Genomic DNA, 16,525 nt, shown 5'->3' with positions numbered 1-16,525 from the left:
GATGTATTTCGAATTTTTCCATTTCACGCGCCCCCCTTTCGCCAATACCGCCGACCCCGGTTGTTTCTACGCGAGCGCGGCACACCGCGAAGCGTTGGCGACACTGCTTTATGGCGTGCGGGAGCGCAAAGGATTGTGCCTGCTCACGGGGCCGGTGGGGAGCGGCAAGACCCTTTTGCTGCGTAAACTGGCCGCGGACAACCCCACGTTTCGGTGTCTCTTTTTGACCAATCCGTGGTTGTCCGAACAGGAGTTTTTTTCCCTGTTGTGGCAAGCGTGGGGTGAGGGGGACGAACCAGCGTTCGTCAGAGAGCCCCTTTCCGCGATTCAACAAGCGCTGGCGCGTCAGGCGAAAAAAGACGAAGCGCTGCGTTTCGTACTTCTGGCCGATGAGGCGCATCTGCTGCCCGAGCGCTTACTCGAGGCGGTGCGTCTGCTCCTCAACCTGGAAGACGAACGCGGAAAATTGATCCAGATCGTTCTGAGCGGACAAGAGGAGCTCGCGCTCATTCTCAAACAACACCACATGCGACCGCTGTTGCAGCGCGTGGCGCTGGTCGAGCATCTGCGTCCCTTCTCGTTGGACGACACCATTGGTTACGTCCAGCACCGCTTGCGCGCGGCAGGGGGAGACCCGTATCTCTTTTCCCGCCCGTGTTTGGAGTGGATTCATCAGGTCAGCCGTGGCGTGCCGCGGCTCATCAATCAGATCTGCGACCATGCTCTGATCTTCGCGTTTGGGCGCCAGTCGCGAACCGTAGAACGGCAAGATATCGAAGCCGCATTGGCAAAGCTTCCCCTGGGTGCGGTCTTTCTCGAGGCAGAACCGGTTTCGGCGCCCCAAGAAGCGGCAGCCGACGGCGCGGCAAAAGCCGAGGAGCCCGTGGTCGACGCCACGCCCCCTTCGCCCGAATCGGCTTCTTCTATTACCGCAGCCGATACACCGCCGGAAATTCCCGGTTTGAACCGGCAGCAGCAAGCCGCTCCTGCGGTAGCGCCGCCGTTTCCGCAGACAAACGCAGCTCCCTCTCCTTTTGATGTGGCTGCGCTCACGACCCACGCCGCTGCCGGTCCTGCCGCACCACCGTCTTCGCCGTCGCCAAATGGGAGCGGAGAGCCAGTTGCGCGTCATCCGCTTGCCTGGAGACAGTGGCTTTTGAGTGTCGCCATTGCGTTGCTGCTTGGCGCAGGGGGCGCTTATTGGTGGCTGCAGAGCCGCTTGCCGGCGGAATCATCGGCTGGGCGCGTATTGGGCACGCAACTCAGCCGGTCAGCAGGTGAAGCGAATCGCACGGCGCCTTCGCGCACCGCCGATCCCTCGATTCCCAACCGCGTCGAGGGGGTTCCGCCTGATCGCAGTATGCCCTCTGCGCCTTCTGGAGAGTCTCTCTCTCTTCGTGACGGCGCACCAGCAACCGGTTCGCAGTCTGTGCCAAACGCGCATTTTCCCTCAGCGCTGCCGTTGCCGGTGGCAACGCACAGTACCGAGCAAATGGTCCATGACGCCAAGGCGGCCCTCACCGCGATCAGCAACCATTTCGGCGCGGACAACACCACGGTGCGGGATCTTTTCGCCGCAGCAAACCCGGGGGTCAATCTCGATCGGGTGACCGCAAATACCCGGATTCGGCTGCCACAATTTCGTCGCACCGACATGATCGTCGCTGATCAACGTGGACGGTTCTATCTCTACTACGCCACGCTTGCCGACGACCAGCAGGCCGCAGCGGTCAAACAGCGGTTGGCACCGATGGGCGCTGCGGTGGTGCAATTGCCCGCGATGCTTGCGGGGCAGACTGTGATCCGACTCTATCTGGGCCCCTTTACCGATTTCGACGAAGCGGCACGGGTTGCCGATCTGGTGCGGTTTAGCTACCTTCCCCTCTTGGAACGGCCTGGTGCAACCGGGTCTTAACGAGGCGCTTGGCTAGGTTCAAGGGGCGGTCGGTTGCGCCGATCCCGACTCGGGGGAGCACGCGCGGGGAAGGTGCGCTGCGCTGCCAAGTCACCCACCCCGGTTGCGTGGTGAAAATGGCCTGGAAACCGAGCTCGGCAAAACGGTTGATCTGATCGCGGCGCCAGTCGCCATTGGGTGGCGCAATCCACTGGGGCGCTACGCCAAGCCGTTCGGTGAGTAAGCGCTGACTGAGGGTGAGGGTGTGCGCAAGCGCTGCCTCGTCCAGGTGCGCGAAAATTTCATGGCAGTGCCCATGGTTGCCGATTGCGACACCGGGTAGCCGCGCGAGTTGCTGCGCTTCCGCCCAGGTGAGGGGGCGAAGCGCCGGTGTGGGGGGTAAAGCGGCATGGGCGCCGCACGCCTCGAGAATCGCTGTCACTTTCGCTTCGACAGCAGACGGGGCGAGCGCTTTGATCTCGGCAACGAGCGCAGCCGAAGGTTTTTTCCCCACCGTGGCAAGGCCAGCGCGAAGGCGGTCCCACCAAAACCACGGAGTTTCCAGGTAGCCGGTAGCCAGGAAAAAGAGTGCGGGCACCCGGTACTCTTGGAGAATGGGTGCGGCGACGGTTAGGTTGTTGGCATAGCCGTCGTCGAAGGTGACGAGGAGCCTTGGTTTCTGCCATGCTTTTCGTGGCGTGGTGAAAAACGTTTCGACGCAGACGGGCGTAAACCAGCGGGTGAAGAACGCCAATTGATCGCGAAAGCGCGACGCGGGGACTTGGAGCCAATCGTCGAGCGGTTCGTCGTCTGGTACGACGCCGTGGTACATCACGATGAGGTCGGCGGTAAACATCTTTAGTCGCGCTCCGTCCGTTTCCACCCCAACCGGCGTTCCGTCACCATCGAATGCAACACAGCCCACAGTTTTTCAAAAATATAGCGTGGTGCGTGCATCAACGCGCGGGCAAAGAGTGGCAGGAGTCGATAGCGATGCGCGGCGTGTAGGTAGTGGATCAGGATTGCGCCGAAACCGAGCAACGCGGCAATGCGGACCGGTTGCGGCGCGATCCATGCAAGGAGCGCCAAGAGGATCGCCACCCAGGCGATTGGCGGGATCAGCAGATCGAACAGTTGCCCGACGGTTTGCCAGGGGCGGCGAAGCAGCTGGCGGAGAACCTGTGGCGCGTAGTGGCGAATCGTCCATAACTTGCCCCGTTCCCAGCGCGCGCGCTGGGTAGCCAACTGGTGGCGCGCAACCGGCATCTCTGCCCACACCGCTGCCGCATCGGTGAAGTCGACCCGTTTTCCCGCAAGAAAGAGATGTTGGTGGTATTCGATATCCTCGACGATACCGTGGGCACGGTACGGGACTGCGGCAACGGTATCGCGCGCCAAGGCAAAGCCGTTGCCGAAAATGCCCGCCGACCACCCGAAACGGGAGCGCGCGAGCGGGCGCACGCCGTTGAGTGACGCCAGTTGAATCGCTGCGATCTCCGTGCGCGCATTGACACGCACGTTGCGCACTGCGTAGCGGAGCTGAACCGCCTCGGCTCCGCATTGGAAACAGGCGTCCAGCACGGTGAGCGCATGTGGGTCGAGCACCGAATCGGCGTCGAGCACGAGCACTGCGTCCCACGACGGGTCGCGAAGGAGTTGGTTGAACGCATAATCGAGCGCACCCCCTTTTCCGGGGGGCGGGTAGCTGAGCACCGCCGCCCCTGCCGCCTGCGCCACTTCAGCGGTTTCGTCGGTGCAGGCGTTGGCAACCACCAGAACCGAAAAGTGCGAACGGGGATAATCCAACGCCAGCGCCGCGGTGACCGTCGTCGCGATATGTTTCGCTTCGTTGTGTGCCGGGATCACGATGCGAAAGCGGGTTTGGCCCTGCGCACGCGACGACCGGGCTTTTTCCGGTAGCCACGGGTAGGGAAGGGGCGCAGCGACCCAGGTCAGAAGGAGCAGATAGAATGACGGTATCCCACCCAAAAGCCAGACGAGCCACCACCATGTCATCGCCGCAGCCTCATTATCTCTTCGTTCATTCCCGTTTCCCATGTTTGAGCGAAACGTTCGTCGTCGCACAAGCTGAATCGTTGGCGCGCATGGGGGTGCCGGTTTGCCATATCGCCAACCGCCGCCCGGCGTTCGACGAGGTCCATCCGCCGATGCGTCCTTGGCTGGAACGGGTATTGTACCTGCAATCGCAGCGCCTCTCGGTATGGGTACGCGCCCACCGTTGGGCGATTGAGCGTTTTGCGCGTCGCTATTGGCAAACGCTTGCCGAAACACTACGGTACGAAGCGCCGCTACCTACCGCGTTGGCGCACTGGGCCGGTGCCGTCTTGTTGCTGTACCACTTTCGTGGGCAACGGGTCCATGTGCACGCCCACTTCACGTACGGTGCTGCGGCGGTCGCTCATTGGTGTCACCGTTTGGCAGACGTGCCCTATTCGTTGACGTTACACGGCTCCGACGCGCTCTACGACAACCCGCCCGATTTGGCGCGCAAATTGGCGGCAGCCGAGGCGCTTGTGTCGATTTCGGCGCACAATTTAGCGGTGCTCAGCACCCGTTTTCCGGGTCTATTGCCGCGTAACAGAGCCGTGATTCCGCTGGGCGTCGAACCGCTGCCGTACCAGCCGCCGCCACCGATCGCGCGACCGCTGCGTCTCCTCAACGTTGGGCGTTTGAGCGAACACAAAGCCCAACATGTGCTCATTGCCGCGTGCGCGCAGTTACGGGAAAAAGGTGTTCCCTTTTTGTGCGACATCATCGGCAGTGGCGAGCGCGAAGCGGCGCTGCGCGCGCAAATCGCCCAGGCCGGGTTGGGCGACGTGGTTCGGTTGCTGGGCGCCAAATTTCACGACGAAATCCTGGCCAGCTATCGGCGCTACCACGTCTTTGTCTTGACGAGTGTGGTCGAAGGGATGCCGCTCGTTTTGATGGAGGCGATGAATGCTGGTATACCCATCGTGACGACCGCGGTTGGGGCGATCCCAGAATTGGTGGGGCCAGAGGGGGCGTTGTTGGTGCCGCCGGAGGATCCCGACGCGGTTGCCGAAGCGATTCTTCGGATCGCAGAAGGGAAAATCGACAGCGCGCGCATGACCCAGGCCGCGCATGCGCGGCTGACCGAACGCTTCGATCTGCGCCGCAACCATGCGTGCTTTGCCGAGTGGCTGCGTGCGCAACCGACGGCACTGATCCCGCAATAGCCGTGGGCGAGCGTCGTAGTCCGCGTTATTGATTCCCTATTGATCCCCTTTGCCGCGCAGCGTCACCCAAACGGTCTTGACGAGCAGCAACAGGTCGGTGTGAAGACTCCAGTCATCGATGTAGGCCAGATCCATCCGCATCCATTCGTCGAACGGAATCGACGCGCGGTTGGGGGCGATCTGCCACGTGCAGGTGATGCCGGGGAGTACGCTCACCCGGCGCAGGTAGGTGATGCGGTCCATTCGGGCGTAGTCGTCGAGCGGCAACGGGCGGGGGCCAACCAGGCTCATATCGCCCCTGAGGACGTTGAAGAGTTGGGGCAGTTCGTCCAAGTTGAGTTTGCGCAACCAACGGCCGAGCGGGGTGATGCGTGGGTCGTTGCGCATTTTGAACGCCGCGCCGTCGCGGTCGTTGTGGGCGCGTAAGGTTTCCCGCAGCGCGTCAGCATTGGGAATCATCGTCCGAAACTTGTAGAGCAGAAAGATGCGGCGGTGGTACCCCAGCCGCGGTTGGACGAAGAAAACCGGAGAACCCATCGTCACGCGGATCGCCAGCGCGATGAGGAGGAAGAGCGGCGAGAGGATCAAGATGCCGAGCGCGGCGGCAGTGACGTCCAGTAGGCGTTTGACGAGCAATGCCCGCCCCATCTGTGGGCCGGAGTCGAAGCTTAAAAGTGGGACGGCCCCGCTACCGACCGACCAGCGAATCAGATGGGTTCGTGGCGCCAACGGCTCTGGCAGAGGGAGATAGGGCGCAAGAAGCGGCACTGGGAACAACACCTCGATACCCTCCGCTTCGGCCGCGCTGAGCGCGTCTCTGACCGCTGGATCGAGGGTGGCGAGCGGCAACGTCACGACCACTTGATCGACGACCGATTCGTGCATCCAGTAGGCGAAATCGTGCAGTTGCCCCAAACAGGGAACCAAATTTAGCCCGTCTGTTTCCGTTGTTGGCGTACCGAAGTAACCCAGGAGCCGAAAATGGGCGTTCGCTCGCAGCGAGGAAGTTATCTCTGCCGCGAGCGGCGTGGCGCCAAGAAGCACGGTATGGTTTAGGTAGTGTTGTTCCGGATCGAGAAAACGGAGCACCCGGTTGTAGAGCCAGTGCAACAGATGGCTGGCTACGAAATAGAGGAGCGCGAACGCCACGATATACTGCGGGGTGATGAGCGCGATCGCAAAGAGTTGGCTGCTTGCCGCAAGCACCAGCACCCCAATTCCGGTCATCACGGCGATCTGCACGGTGGGTAAAACGAAGCGCCTAGTTGTTTTGGTACGCGTCTGCGCCAGGTAGGAGAGCAGCAGCCAAAAACCGCTCCAAACAAGGAGCAGCAAAAGGTTCTGTAGCGAGATCCGCCATTCCAGGAGGCGGAGGAACCGTACGCCCTCGAACGCGGGCCCGGTGAAATAGGCCGCAAACAACAATGCGACCCAGAGCGCGACGAGATCGACGAGGGGCAACGAGCGCAAGACGAACGGGGGCACGACTGCGTCACCGATCGGATCAAAAAGGGGGACAATGATACCATGCGTGCAGCAATGTTTTGGGCAAGCTTACTGTGATAACCAGCGCCAGCGGCAGAGGCGCTGTTGCCACGCGAAACCTGCTTTGCGAATGCCGCTGAGCGAGGCGCAGTTTTGTGAGGCGCAGTAGATCCAAAGAGTGGCAGTGGGAAAATGGTCGCAGAGGCAGCGCAGCGCAACGGGATAATGGCCGCGCCCACGGGCAGCACCGAGCGTGTAGCAGTCGTAGATCACCACCGATTTGGGCGGAAGGGACCAACAGGCATCTCGCCCCAGTTCGTAGGAGAGGTCCAGCCACCCGTCGTGGCGCGTCCAGGCGAAATGGACTGGGTCGCCGTGGGCACGGAGAACCCAAAGGAGGTCGCCGCGCGCGAAACGGGAAGGTGCGACGCGATCGACCAGTGCCAAATGGGGGTCGGTAGCAAAAAAAGGGGCGAGGTGTGCGTGACAAGCGGTGGGCGTATCGATCCATGCCAGGGTCACTTCCCGAACCCGAGGCTCGGGGGGGGGATCGGATGCCGCGCGGTCACGCGGGGCGGCGAAGAGTTCGATACAAACGCGTCGCGGGACGACAGATCGAAGGAAGGAGCGCAGGGTCATGAATGGAGACGGTGTTGTCGCGGCACCACTGCCGTCAGTCGAGATGATGGGGGTACGGATCCATCGTGTCAACCGCGAAACGCTGCTGGCGTGGTTGGGGGATGCCCTTGTTGGGGAAGCCTGCCGGTTCGTCGCCAACGTCAATGCTCATGCGATGAACCTCGCCTGGGTCCGCCCATCGTTTCGGGCGGCGCTCAACCGTGCCGATCTGGTCTTCGTCGACGGCTATGGGGTGGTGCTTGCCGCACGCCTGCTTCAGATGGAGGTGGGTGAGCGGTTGACCTTTGCCGACTGGATGCCCGATTTCTTGCGGCTGTGCGCAGCGCGCCAAGCGCCGCTCTTTTTCTTGGGGGATACCGAGGAGGTGGGCGCTGCGTTCGCAACATGGGCGCAGACCCACTTTCCGGGGCTGCTGTGGGCCGGACACCACCACGGTTTTTTTGCTCGCTCAGGGGCGGAAAACGAGGCGGTGGTTGCGAAAATCAACGCAAGCGGCGCACAGGTGCTCCTTGTCGGGATGAGCATGCCCATTCAGGAGGAGTGGTTTGTGGCAAACGGCGATCGGCTCGCTGGGGTCCGCGTTGCGCTGATGTCTGGAGGGTACGCGCGCATCGCAACCGGCTTGATCCCGCGCGGGCCGCGCTGGATGACCGATCATGGGTTGGAATGGCTCTACCGATTCTTCCAGCAGCCGCGTTACACCTGGCGGCGCTATTGGGTAGGTAATCCTCTGTTTTTGATGCGTGCAGTAGCGTGGCGCTATTTTGCGGTTTCACCCCGCGACTGACGTTCCCATCGCCGCGCCGCGAGCATTGCACCCCAGATGACCCACAGGTAGTAGGGCATGAAGATGTAGTCCGGGTTCGCCTGTTCTTGAATTGCCCACGCGAGCGTACCACCCATTGCGGTCAGCCCGATATCGGCAAAAAAGCCGGTGCCTCCGCGAAACGTCTGCCAACTGTACCAGCTTATCAAAGCCAGAACGACCAGATGGACGATGAGGCCAGGAATGCCGGTTTCGGCCGCAGTCAGCAATGCAAAATTGTGCACCGGTTGGTTGTACCACGAAGCGACTTGGAGGTAAGTACGGTCGTAGCGGTGCATTTCACGGGTATATTGTCCAAGTCCAACGCCAACAAGTGGCCGGTCGGCGATGATGTTTGCGGCCGTTTCGGCAAGGGGAATGCGCACCAGCGCCGAACCGCGATCCTCTTTGGTCAACCGGTCACGGAACGTCGCCGATGTGGCGTACAACGCGGCAAATACTGTGCTCACTGAAAAAATCATCACGAGTGCGCCGATGATGACGTTCTTGCCGTTTTTCTTCATCCACAACAGCATTCCCAAGGCCAGCGCAAAGCCGAAACCCAGCCACCCGGCACGTGAACCGGTCAGCGTAAAGGTAGCAAACCCGACGATCAGTGCGAACACGACGAAAGCGCGTTGCCATCGTCTTCCCTTGAGTGTGGGAACGAAGAACCAGAGGTAGAGCAACGCGACTGCAAGAAAATTCGCCAGGGTATTGGGGTGACCGAACGTGCCGCCGAAGCGCAGGAGATAACCGCTTCCCGCGGCGCTTTTGAGCGCAAATTCCGTTTTGAGCAATTTTTCCGTGAAAATGGCCTGGACGGTTCGTTGGTCCAACACCGCGATCGCTTCGAGGATCACCTCGGCAGCAAGAGCCAATCCGAGCCAATGGAGGTGGTAGGGGCGGAGGTATCGTGCCAGGATCCAAAGAAAAAAGACGGCCTTGATTTCGCGCCAGTAGAGGCTCCAGGCAAAGAACGATTCCTTGGCGACCAGGAGCGCATTGGCGCCGTCCCACAAGAGCATCGCAACGAGTGCGATCGCCAGGGGCTTGGGAATCGCGGAGGTCGCAGACTGGTACGTGCGATCGAACCACCACAACAGGGCAAGGAACAGCAACAACAGATCACTGAGCGAAACGCGAAAACCGTTTGCCAAAACGGTGTACGGCCAGTTTTCGCGGAACGCGAAGTTGTTGTCGATGAAGGTGAGCGCCAGTGCGAAAACGGCCACCGTCCACGCCAGCTGGTCGATCGCTTGACGCGAGAGAAACAGAAAGAGAACGGGAAAGAGCGCAATACCGAGTAGCCCCGCCAGCGTTGCCAAAAGCGTAGCCGTATCTTGCTGAGCAAAGGCAATCGACAGCAACCAAGCGCTACTGGCGCCAACAAGCAGCGCCGCGGGAAAAGTGAGCAAGGCGTGTGGGTCGGAGGCGCCAGCGCGCATGGTCGTCACAGCAAGCGAATCAACCAACGGGGCAAGGGATATTCACGGAAGGTGAGAACCGACCCCAAGACCGGGATGCTCAAGCCGTTGAGCTCCTTGACGAGCGCTGCGACAGCTGGCTTGCGCACGGCGCCGCTTTTGAGCACCAAAACCACGCCGTCGGTTTCGCTTGTCAAGAGATAGCTATCCGGACAACGGTTGAATGGCGGGGTATCGATCACCACCGTCGCGTAGAGACGACGCGCTGAAGCCAACAGGGATCGGTACCAGCGGACTTTTTCCGCAACCGAATAGTTTTCACCGCTGTACAAGGTGAGGATGTTGAGCGCTTGGTCCGAAGGCAGTTGCTGCCAGGAAAAAGGGTCGCCCACAGCGAGTGTCAGCGAATCGTGACGCATCGGTTGGGGTTCGAGTACGAGGCGAAGCAGGAGGGTCTGCCCGTCTGGGGTGCTGCTCGCCAGGTGGTGGGCCAGAAGGAACGTGAGGGTGGAGACGCCACTTTGTGGAATCGGTGCCGCAAAAAGGACGGTGTGAGGCGCTTGCGCATGGCCAAACGCCAAATGGTGCGCGATGCGTTGCACCTCCATGCCCCAAGCGCTGGGCAGTTGGCGAATAGGCGGCGGAAGGATCAGCCGTTTTGGCGCGCGTGCTGTCTCCGAACGGGATGGCTGGGCGACTACGCCCAAGTCGTCCGGGCGCGTGGTGTGGGCCGGCTTCGCCTGAGCTGCGTCACGCACGCTCGTCTCGCGTTGCGGTTTCTGAGCATGCGGCATCGTTGGCTGGGGTTCGTAAGCGGTATCAGGCTTTTCCAGCTCATCGAAGCGACCCCAGGGGTCGTGGCTATCGATTGCGGCATCCCACGGGGTTTTGCGTCGCCAGGGGTCTGCGTTGTCACGCGCCAGAATGTCGGAAAGTCTCATGATGCTCTCCCGCTAGCGTGCGGAATGGTCTGCGCGAAGGCGCTTTGCCAGGGGTGTCCAGGCGGAGGGGCATCGAGCGCACCCAAGAGGGGCGCGTACGGTGCCGCGTCGGTGGGGGTATAGATGCGCTGTTCCACAAGGTACGCTGCTGCCGCTACGCCGGCGGCGACGAAAGGTCCGACGATGAGTGCCAGCGTAAGCATCAAGCCGGGACGGGGAAAGACGGGAGACACGGGCAGTTGGGGTTGTGCGGCGATCGAGACGTTGGCAAAGCGTGCATCGTCTTTGGCTTGGCGAATACGCGCCTCTTCTTGTTTGTCGACGTAGAGGCCGTACTGTTTGCTTGTGAGTTCGCGTTCGAGTTGCAGTTGTTCGTAAGCGAGCGAACGTCCCGTCAATTGCACCGCTTTGTCGTTGAGGTCATCGATGCGCGCCTGAAGCGCTTCGAGCGCCGCTTGACCGCTTTGCGTTTCGACCTTGAGGTCTTCGATGATCTGTTTGAGGTATTGCCGAATCTGGTTGCGCATGTTCGCGTACTGGGCTTCGGCGTCTTGTACCGGTTTAGATCCAGGTTGATAGTCGTTGCGCGCGCGCTGCAGATTGATCGTGAGCTGCGCGAGACTCTTTTCCATCTCGATCAGGGCAGGGTACTCGTAGATTGTCGTCTTCGGTAAGCCGACGAGGGTGCGACCCCCATTCTTCTCGAATCGGGTGAGCGCTTCCGAGAATGCGTGGGTTTTGGCGCGAAGCTCTTCCAGGTTGGAGAGCATCTTCATCCGCTCCTGCTCGAGGTCGCGCAACAACTGAAGCAGGGTTTGGCGTTGGACTGCGGGGTCGACCACGCCGGTTTGTGCGATCACCTGTTCGAGCTCGCGATTGAGTTGCGCGAGCCGCCGTTGCAGAAATTCGGTTTGGTTGCGGAAAAATTGGATGCCGCCGGAAACGCGGTTGATTTCGATATAGTAATCGACGAAGGTATTGACGATCGTTTGTAACACGTGCTGCGTCTCTTGTGGATCCCCCCCTTTCAACGTGACGCGCACGACGTTCGATTCGGTCAAGGGTTCGGCTTTCAGCCTTCCTTTGAGTTCGGCTACCGCTCGTTGTATTGCCGCGGGGTCGTCGCCATTGGCTACCCCCAACCGTTTGGCAACTTGGGCGAGATGTTCGCTCGATTGCAGCAAAAAGATGATGGTGTTGAGGTCTTTCAACGTGACGTCCGAGGCAAAAAATGCTCCCCCCTCAGGCGAGATCATGAACGGGCGCGTGAGCGCCGGTTTGACGAGAAGATCGGCGCTGGTTTCGTAGCGCGGCGGGGAGAGAAGGGTAATGGCCAGCGTGACGCCGATCACGCCAAGCAGTGTCGCAACGAAGACCCTTTTTTTGTAGAAAAAGATGCTGAGGACGTCGCGGACGGTTTGCGTTGGTGTCGTGGAAGGCGGAGTGCTGCTGGGCACGGGAAGATTCGAAGACGCTGTGTTCATCGCGAGATCCTTAGAGGTTCCGTTGATAGCTGAAACTGAACGGGCGGGGGATCAACGACCAGAGCTGTTCCGCAGTAAGCGCCGCATCAGCCAGTCGCGTGTTGGGGACATAGATGACATCACCTTGGCGCAGGATCGGGTCTTTCCCCAAATTGCCAGTGGTCAGGATCGCGTTGAGATCGATGACGCGACCCACGGGGTGGTTCGCTTCGTCACGGGTGATCAGCAGCACGGTGCGGGCTTCGGCGCGCGGGTCGAGCCCGCCAGCCATCGCGATCGCCTGGGTGACGGTGGTGGGGCCGATCAGTTCGACGTAGTTGGGTCGTCCGACATAGCCGAAGACATAGGCCCGGTTACCCGTCGCTTTGAGGAGCAGCGTCGAGACGTTGAGACCCGAGATGACACGGGCATACGCCGCGGTGATCGCCCGCTGGGCTTCGTCGATCGTTTTCCCGGCGACGAAGATCGGTTCGATCAGCGGGAGCGTGATTCGGCCGTCGGGTCCGACGACCGTCAACCGGCTCTGCCCGCGCGTTGCGGTGCGGATCGCCTCTTTGAGGTCGCGAATCCGTTGCCCAAAGCGCACCAGACTCACGGTGCTACGGGGCTTTGTGAGCAGTTTGCTGTAGAGGCGATCGAGGTCACGCGCCAATTCCTCCGGGGTTTTTCCTGCGGCGCTGACGTCCCCGATGTACGGAACGGTGATCCGCCCGTCCGGGCGGACGTCGACCGTGCGATCGAGCTGCGGGTAGTCGACGAATTCGACCCGGATCTGGTCGCCGATCGCCAGCCGGTATTCGGGTTGGAGTTGCGTGTCGAATTGGTAGACGATTTCGAGTTCGTCACCTGGGGAGAGGAGATAGTCGCGCCCGACGAAGAGCGCGGTATTTTCCCGCACGTCGGAAGTATGGACGGAAACCCCGTTGGGGATCTCTGGCCGTGGGGTGGCGCATCCCGTGAGGATCAGGGTTACTGTAACCAGTGCCATGAACCCTTTGCGCAGCCGAAAAACCGACATAAACGTACCCCCCTATTCGATCTGCTGATGACAGTATAGTGGATAAATCGCGCACGATCGAATTTTTGTGGGTGTTTCGTTCGTTATGGCGCAATTTGTCGTGTATATTGTAAGACATGTCGAGCGGGTAGGGAGGTCGTATCGTGGAAGTGCGAACGTCTCGTTTGCCGTTGGTCGCGGTTGGGGTGGCGGCATTGATCGCGGGGTGTCAGTCGGCAGCCTACAACGTGCCGGGAATAGAAGAGAAGGAACGGGGGGTTTTGCCCGCGACGCAAGGGGTCGCGGCGCCACCGCCGAGCGGTGCGATCGTCGAGCGCTACGCCGATCACCTCTTCGACGGACCGGCCGGGCAAGATTTCCTCGGGGCACTCAGTATGGGCTACCGCGAATTGGCGCGCGAGCGCGATAGTGCCAGCGACTTTGCCGACGCCGCAAAATTTTTGCAGCGCGCCGGCGCCGCCGCGCGCGGTGAGCGGATCTGGCCAGAAGAGATCGCCGCGCGCGTGTTGCCGAAATATGCGCTTCAGGATCTCATCTATGCGCGAACCCGTCTGATGCGCGCGTTCGATCAGGGTGCCGACCAGCGGTACCCGCGCATTGCCGCGCGGGCACAGGTGGCGTTCGACTGTTGGATGGAGTCGCAGGAGGCCAACCGGTACCCTGAGTACGTGCACCGCTGCCGCATGGCGTTCGAGGAGGCGATGAGCCAACTGGAGGCAGGTAGCGGAGGGGCTGTTTCTGCGGCTGCCTTGAATCCCTTGCCTCATTCGGCGAGCGCCCCTTCGTGTGCTGGGAACGGGTGTGTGCCCTTGTCGCTCTATTTCGAGTTGGATAAAGATCAGCTCTCTGCAACGGAACGGGAAAAACTGCGTGCGTGGGCGCTGGCGGCAAAAGCGCAACCCGGCATGATCGTTATTGCCGCGCACACCGACCGTTCGGCGAGCACACGCTACAACGACGCGTTGGCTGAGCGACGGCTCCGGCACGTGTTGGGCCTTTTGGCGGCAGAAGGGATCGGGCGCGATCGTATCGTCGAAGCGCGCGCGTACGGTGAGCGGCGCGTTCCGGTTCCGACACCAGACGGGGTGGTCGAAGCGCGTAACCGCGTCGTCGAGGTCTGGCTGCTCAGTCGTTGAGCGCGCCTTCTTTGCGCCACCACCGTTGGTGGGGGCCTGGGATACGCCACAGACCCACCCCATAGACCGACGCGCAACCGAGCACGACGATCAGGAATTCCGTGATCGGAGAAGCCGACGGCAAAGCCGTGCGCACCGCGAAAGAGAGGAGCAGCGCGGTGAGCGCCGTCGCCGCAGCGAGCGCTAAGCCTGCGCGGTTCGCACCCAACCAGGGCCGCCAATCGAGGCGCAGGAGTCCCAGTGCGACGGTTCCCATGGTTGCCAAGAGGTAAAGACTGGGGATGAGATGCGCCCACGCTGCAGCGCGCAGTCCCAATGGGGCCGCAACCAGCAAACTGACGGCAAGGAGTCCAAGATAGCCGCTTTGCAGGCGCAACTCTTTTTTGGCGCGGCCACACGCTTCGAGCAGAGGGCCAGCCAGATGGTGCGTCAAATCGAGCATCGCGATCAGCGCCAGGATGCGCAGAATGGGTGCCGCGTCACGCCAAGCATCGCCGTAGAGCGCGACGATCACGACCTCGGGAACGGCCGCGAGCGCAGCCAGGATCGGATAACAGACGAGCGCGAGCGTCTTTTGGGCGTCGAGGAGCGCACACGCCAATTTCACCCGATTCTGTTGAATCAGCGAAAACGCCGGAAACATCACGTGGCCGACCGTAGCGCCCAGGCGTTGCAGAGGGATCGATGCCAGTTGCGCGGCCCGCTGGTAGAGGCCAAGCGGTGCAGGGCCAAGGAGCCACCCCAGGATCAGGCTGTCGAGCGCACCGCCCAGATAAACGAGGAACCCTTTGGCGCTCAACGTGAGGCCGTATTGCACAATCACCGTTCCTTCCTGCACGGACCAGCGTGGTCGCCAGACGCGGATACGCGAAGCGTGCCAGCACAACAGGGTAGCAAGCAGCCACCAGGCGAAGAATCCCCACGCGAGGCTGACGGCACCCCAGCCGTGCCACGCGAGCGTCACGCTGACCGCCGCGTAGCCGAGCGCGTAGCTGAGGAGATCGATCAGCGCCAACCGTTTGAGGTGGAGGTGGCGGCGCAAGAGCGCGCGCGGTACGATCCCTAAGGTCATTACCGCTTGGGCGGTGCCGATGATCGTCAAAATGGGTTTGAGTTCCGGCGCGTCGAACCAGAGGCTCAGAATTGGCGCCGCGGCAAAAAAGAGTGCGAGAAAAAGGGTAGCGAGCAGAAGCGAGAGTAGCCACGTGGTTTCGACCGTGGCGCGTCGGATGCGCCGTTTTTGGATCAGCGCCGATCCCAACCCGGCCATCGCCAGCGCTTCGGCAAGGACGGCAAAACCGGTAGCAATCGCGACGACCCCGAAATCACGCGGCGGTAAAAGCCGCGCAAGCGCAACGCCGACACCGACGCTGAGAAAAAGTTGCAGCAACGCGCGTGCAATCGTCCAAGCCATGCCGCTGCCGGTTTTGCGTTCGCGGGGATTCATCGCGACCAACCCGTCAGCCACGTGACGAGCACGCGCCCAAGCCACCCTTTCGCGACGCGCCAGTCGGCCTCTTCGCGCACGCGCGGTCCCCATTCGAACTTGTAGGGTTCGTCGCCCAACAGGAAATCGAACTCCCGCCACCCCTTTGCGATGCCGGTTTCGAGCAGCGCGGCGATGAGCATTTTGCTGGGGCTGAAGCGCGCAAAAGCGGTGTCGAACGCCGGTTGGTAATAGCGGTAGGTGCCTTGGTCGTGAAAGCCGTAGGCGATCGCCCACGGTGTACCGGGTTCGCCGAAGGTGTAGAGCCCAAGTTGCGCCGAGGCGTGGAGGCTGTGCGAAAGGTCGTGGTGAAACGCGACGAACCGGGGGTCGTTCCATGCCGACGCGGCACCGTGCTGGCGCGTACTCCATTCAGCGAGCTGCTTCAGGGTATCCCCGATCGCGTCCGCTGGAACGGCACGAAGCGTGGCGTTCGGAGTGTCGCGTACGATGCGGCGGTGCAAGTAGGCCAGTTCTTTGCGCAGTTTGGGGCGCCAGTTTCGTGCCAGCGCGTCGATGTCTGGGATTCCCGCTAGGGGAATATAGGGGCAGCGCCGGGGTGGCCGATCCCACAGTACGAGCGTTTTCGGCCACGGTAGCGCCAACAGCGCGCTCGTGCTTCGCACCCCTTCCCAAAAGAGGAGCGTGACGTCGGCGTGTGCCACCACGTCGGAGAGAAAACTGTGCCAGAGCCGTTCCTGGTGCGCCAGAGGGGCGACGAGGTCGAGATGATCGGGGTGCAATGCGGCACCCAGCCAACGCCAGGCCGAAAAACCGTGCCAACGCACCGCTTCGAGCGGGAGCGCGCCGAGCGGTTGCTCCCCTGCGAACGCAACCCAGAGACGCAATTGGGGGCAATAGTGGCGCAGTACTGCGTCAAGCCACGGAGTATCGCAAAATAAGGGTAGCTCGGCCGCAGCAACCCATTCACGCCACCGTTCCCGTTGCGTTTGCCACCAGGGTTCGGAATAGCACCGCCACTGGACGGTCAT

Annotated in this window: 14 protein-coding genes; 4 read left to right on the top strand and 10 right to left on the bottom strand. The window is 61.5% G+C overall.

Going from position 1 to position 16,525, the window contains the following annotated elements; translation table 11 throughout:
* The first annotated feature begins 1 nt into the window (after window position 1).
* Window positions 2-1,915, top strand: coding sequence for an AAA family ATPase (locus tag KUL93_RS01705; RefSeq protein WP_217125400.1), 1,914 nt, complete (start codon window positions 2-4; stop codon window positions 1,913-1,915).
* On the opposite strand, the gene KUL93_RS01700 is transcribed toward KUL93_RS01705, so the two are convergent.
* Entirely contained in the window at window positions 1,869-2,750 is an 882-nt protein-coding gene (locus tag KUL93_RS01700) for a polysaccharide deacetylase family protein (RefSeq protein ID WP_217125399.1), read from the bottom strand. The genes KUL93_RS01705 and KUL93_RS01700 overlap by 47 nt on opposite strands.
* A gap of 2 nt (window positions 2,751-2,752) precedes the next feature.
* Window positions 2,753-3,910, bottom strand: coding sequence for a glycosyltransferase family 2 protein (locus KUL93_RS01695; RefSeq protein WP_217125398.1), 1,158 nt, complete (start codon window positions 3,908-3,910; stop codon window positions 2,753-2,755).
* On the opposite strand from KUL93_RS01695, the gene KUL93_RS01690 reads away from it, so the two are divergent.
* Complete coding sequence (locus KUL93_RS01690; RefSeq protein WP_217125397.1) at window positions 3,904-5,112, top strand: glycosyltransferase; 1,209 nt, start codon at window positions 3,904-3,906, stop codon at window positions 5,110-5,112. The genes KUL93_RS01695 and KUL93_RS01690 overlap by 7 nt on opposite strands.
* Window positions 5,113-5,148: 36 nt before the next feature.
* On the opposite strand, the gene KUL93_RS01685 is transcribed toward KUL93_RS01690, so the two are convergent.
* Window positions 5,149-6,597 (bottom strand): exopolysaccharide biosynthesis polyprenyl glycosylphosphotransferase, encoded by a 1,449-nt coding sequence (locus KUL93_RS01685; RefSeq protein ID WP_217125396.1) that lies wholly within the window; start codon window positions 6,595-6,597, stop codon window positions 5,149-5,151.
* 69 nt (window positions 6,598-6,666) lie between these two features.
* Window positions 6,667-7,236 carry a hypothetical protein gene (locus KUL93_RS01680; protein WP_217125395.1) on the bottom strand — a complete coding sequence of 190 codons (570 nt, stop codon included), beginning with the start codon at window positions 7,234-7,236 and terminating at the stop codon, window positions 6,667-6,669.
* On the opposite strand from KUL93_RS01680, the gene KUL93_RS01675 reads away from it, so the two are divergent.
* Window positions 7,235-8,023 (top strand): WecB/TagA/CpsF family glycosyltransferase, encoded by a 789-nt coding sequence (locus KUL93_RS01675; RefSeq protein WP_217125394.1) that lies wholly within the window; start codon window positions 7,235-7,237, stop codon window positions 8,021-8,023. The two genes, KUL93_RS01680 and KUL93_RS01675, sit on opposite strands and share 2 nt — an antisense overlap.
* Here the strand turns inward: KUL93_RS01675 and KUL93_RS01670 are convergent.
* Genes KUL93_RS01670 through KUL93_RS01655 form a run of 4 tightly spaced genes read right to left on the bottom strand, consistent with a single transcriptional unit; the run spans window position 7,996 to window position 12,911 of the window.
* On the bottom strand, window positions 7,996-9,489 hold the full coding sequence (locus KUL93_RS01670; RefSeq protein WP_249419179.1) for an O-antigen ligase family protein: 1,494 nt from the start codon (window positions 9,487-9,489) through the stop codon (window positions 7,996-7,998). The genes KUL93_RS01675 and KUL93_RS01670 overlap by 28 nt on opposite strands.
* Before the next feature lie 5 nt (window positions 9,490-9,494).
* Window positions 9,495-10,409 (bottom strand): P-loop NTPase family protein, encoded by a 915-nt coding sequence (locus KUL93_RS01665; RefSeq protein WP_217125392.1) that lies wholly within the window; start codon window positions 10,407-10,409, stop codon window positions 9,495-9,497.
* Window positions 10,406-11,893, bottom strand: coding sequence for a GumC family protein (locus KUL93_RS01660; RefSeq protein WP_217125391.1), 1,488 nt, complete (start codon window positions 11,891-11,893; stop codon window positions 10,406-10,408). The genes KUL93_RS01665 and KUL93_RS01660 overlap by 4 nt, the downstream gene beginning before the upstream one ends.
* Window positions 11,894-11,903: 10 nt before the next feature.
* On the bottom strand, window positions 11,904-12,911 hold the full coding sequence (locus tag KUL93_RS01655; protein WP_217125390.1) for a polysaccharide biosynthesis/export family protein: 1,008 nt from the start codon (window positions 12,909-12,911) through the stop codon (window positions 11,904-11,906).
* Between the two features lie 143 nt (window positions 12,912-13,054).
* Here KUL93_RS01655 and KUL93_RS11635 point away from each other — a divergent pair, with 143 nt between their 5' ends.
* Complete coding sequence (locus tag KUL93_RS11635) at window positions 13,055-14,047, top strand: OmpA family protein (RefSeq protein ID WP_217125389.1); 993 nt, start codon at window positions 13,055-13,057, stop codon at window positions 14,045-14,047.
* Here KUL93_RS11635 and KUL93_RS01645 read toward each other — a convergent pair.
* Together KUL93_RS01645 and KUL93_RS01640 are read right to left on the bottom strand one after the other, a co-directional pair.
* A complete protein-coding gene (locus KUL93_RS01645; protein ID WP_217125388.1) occupies window positions 14,037-15,494 on the bottom strand; it encodes a lipopolysaccharide biosynthesis protein in 1,458 nt (485 codons plus the stop codon). The genes KUL93_RS11635 and KUL93_RS01645 overlap by 11 nt on opposite strands.
* Complete coding sequence (locus KUL93_RS01640; RefSeq protein ID WP_217125387.1) at window positions 15,491-16,525, bottom strand: GNAT family N-acetyltransferase; 1,035 nt, start codon at window positions 16,523-16,525, stop codon at window positions 15,491-15,493. Before KUL93_RS01640 ends, KUL93_RS01645 begins: the two co-directional genes overlap by 4 nt.

Origin of the sequence: Hydrogenophilus thiooxidans (assembly GCF_019049855.1) — a bacterium.
GTDB classification, from domain to species: Bacteria; Pseudomonadota; Gammaproteobacteria; order Burkholderiales; family Rhodocyclaceae; genus Hydrogenophilus; species Hydrogenophilus thiooxidans.
The sequence above is the reverse complement of the archived record's forward strand: the minus strand, read 5'-3'. Positions and strand labels throughout refer to the sequence as shown.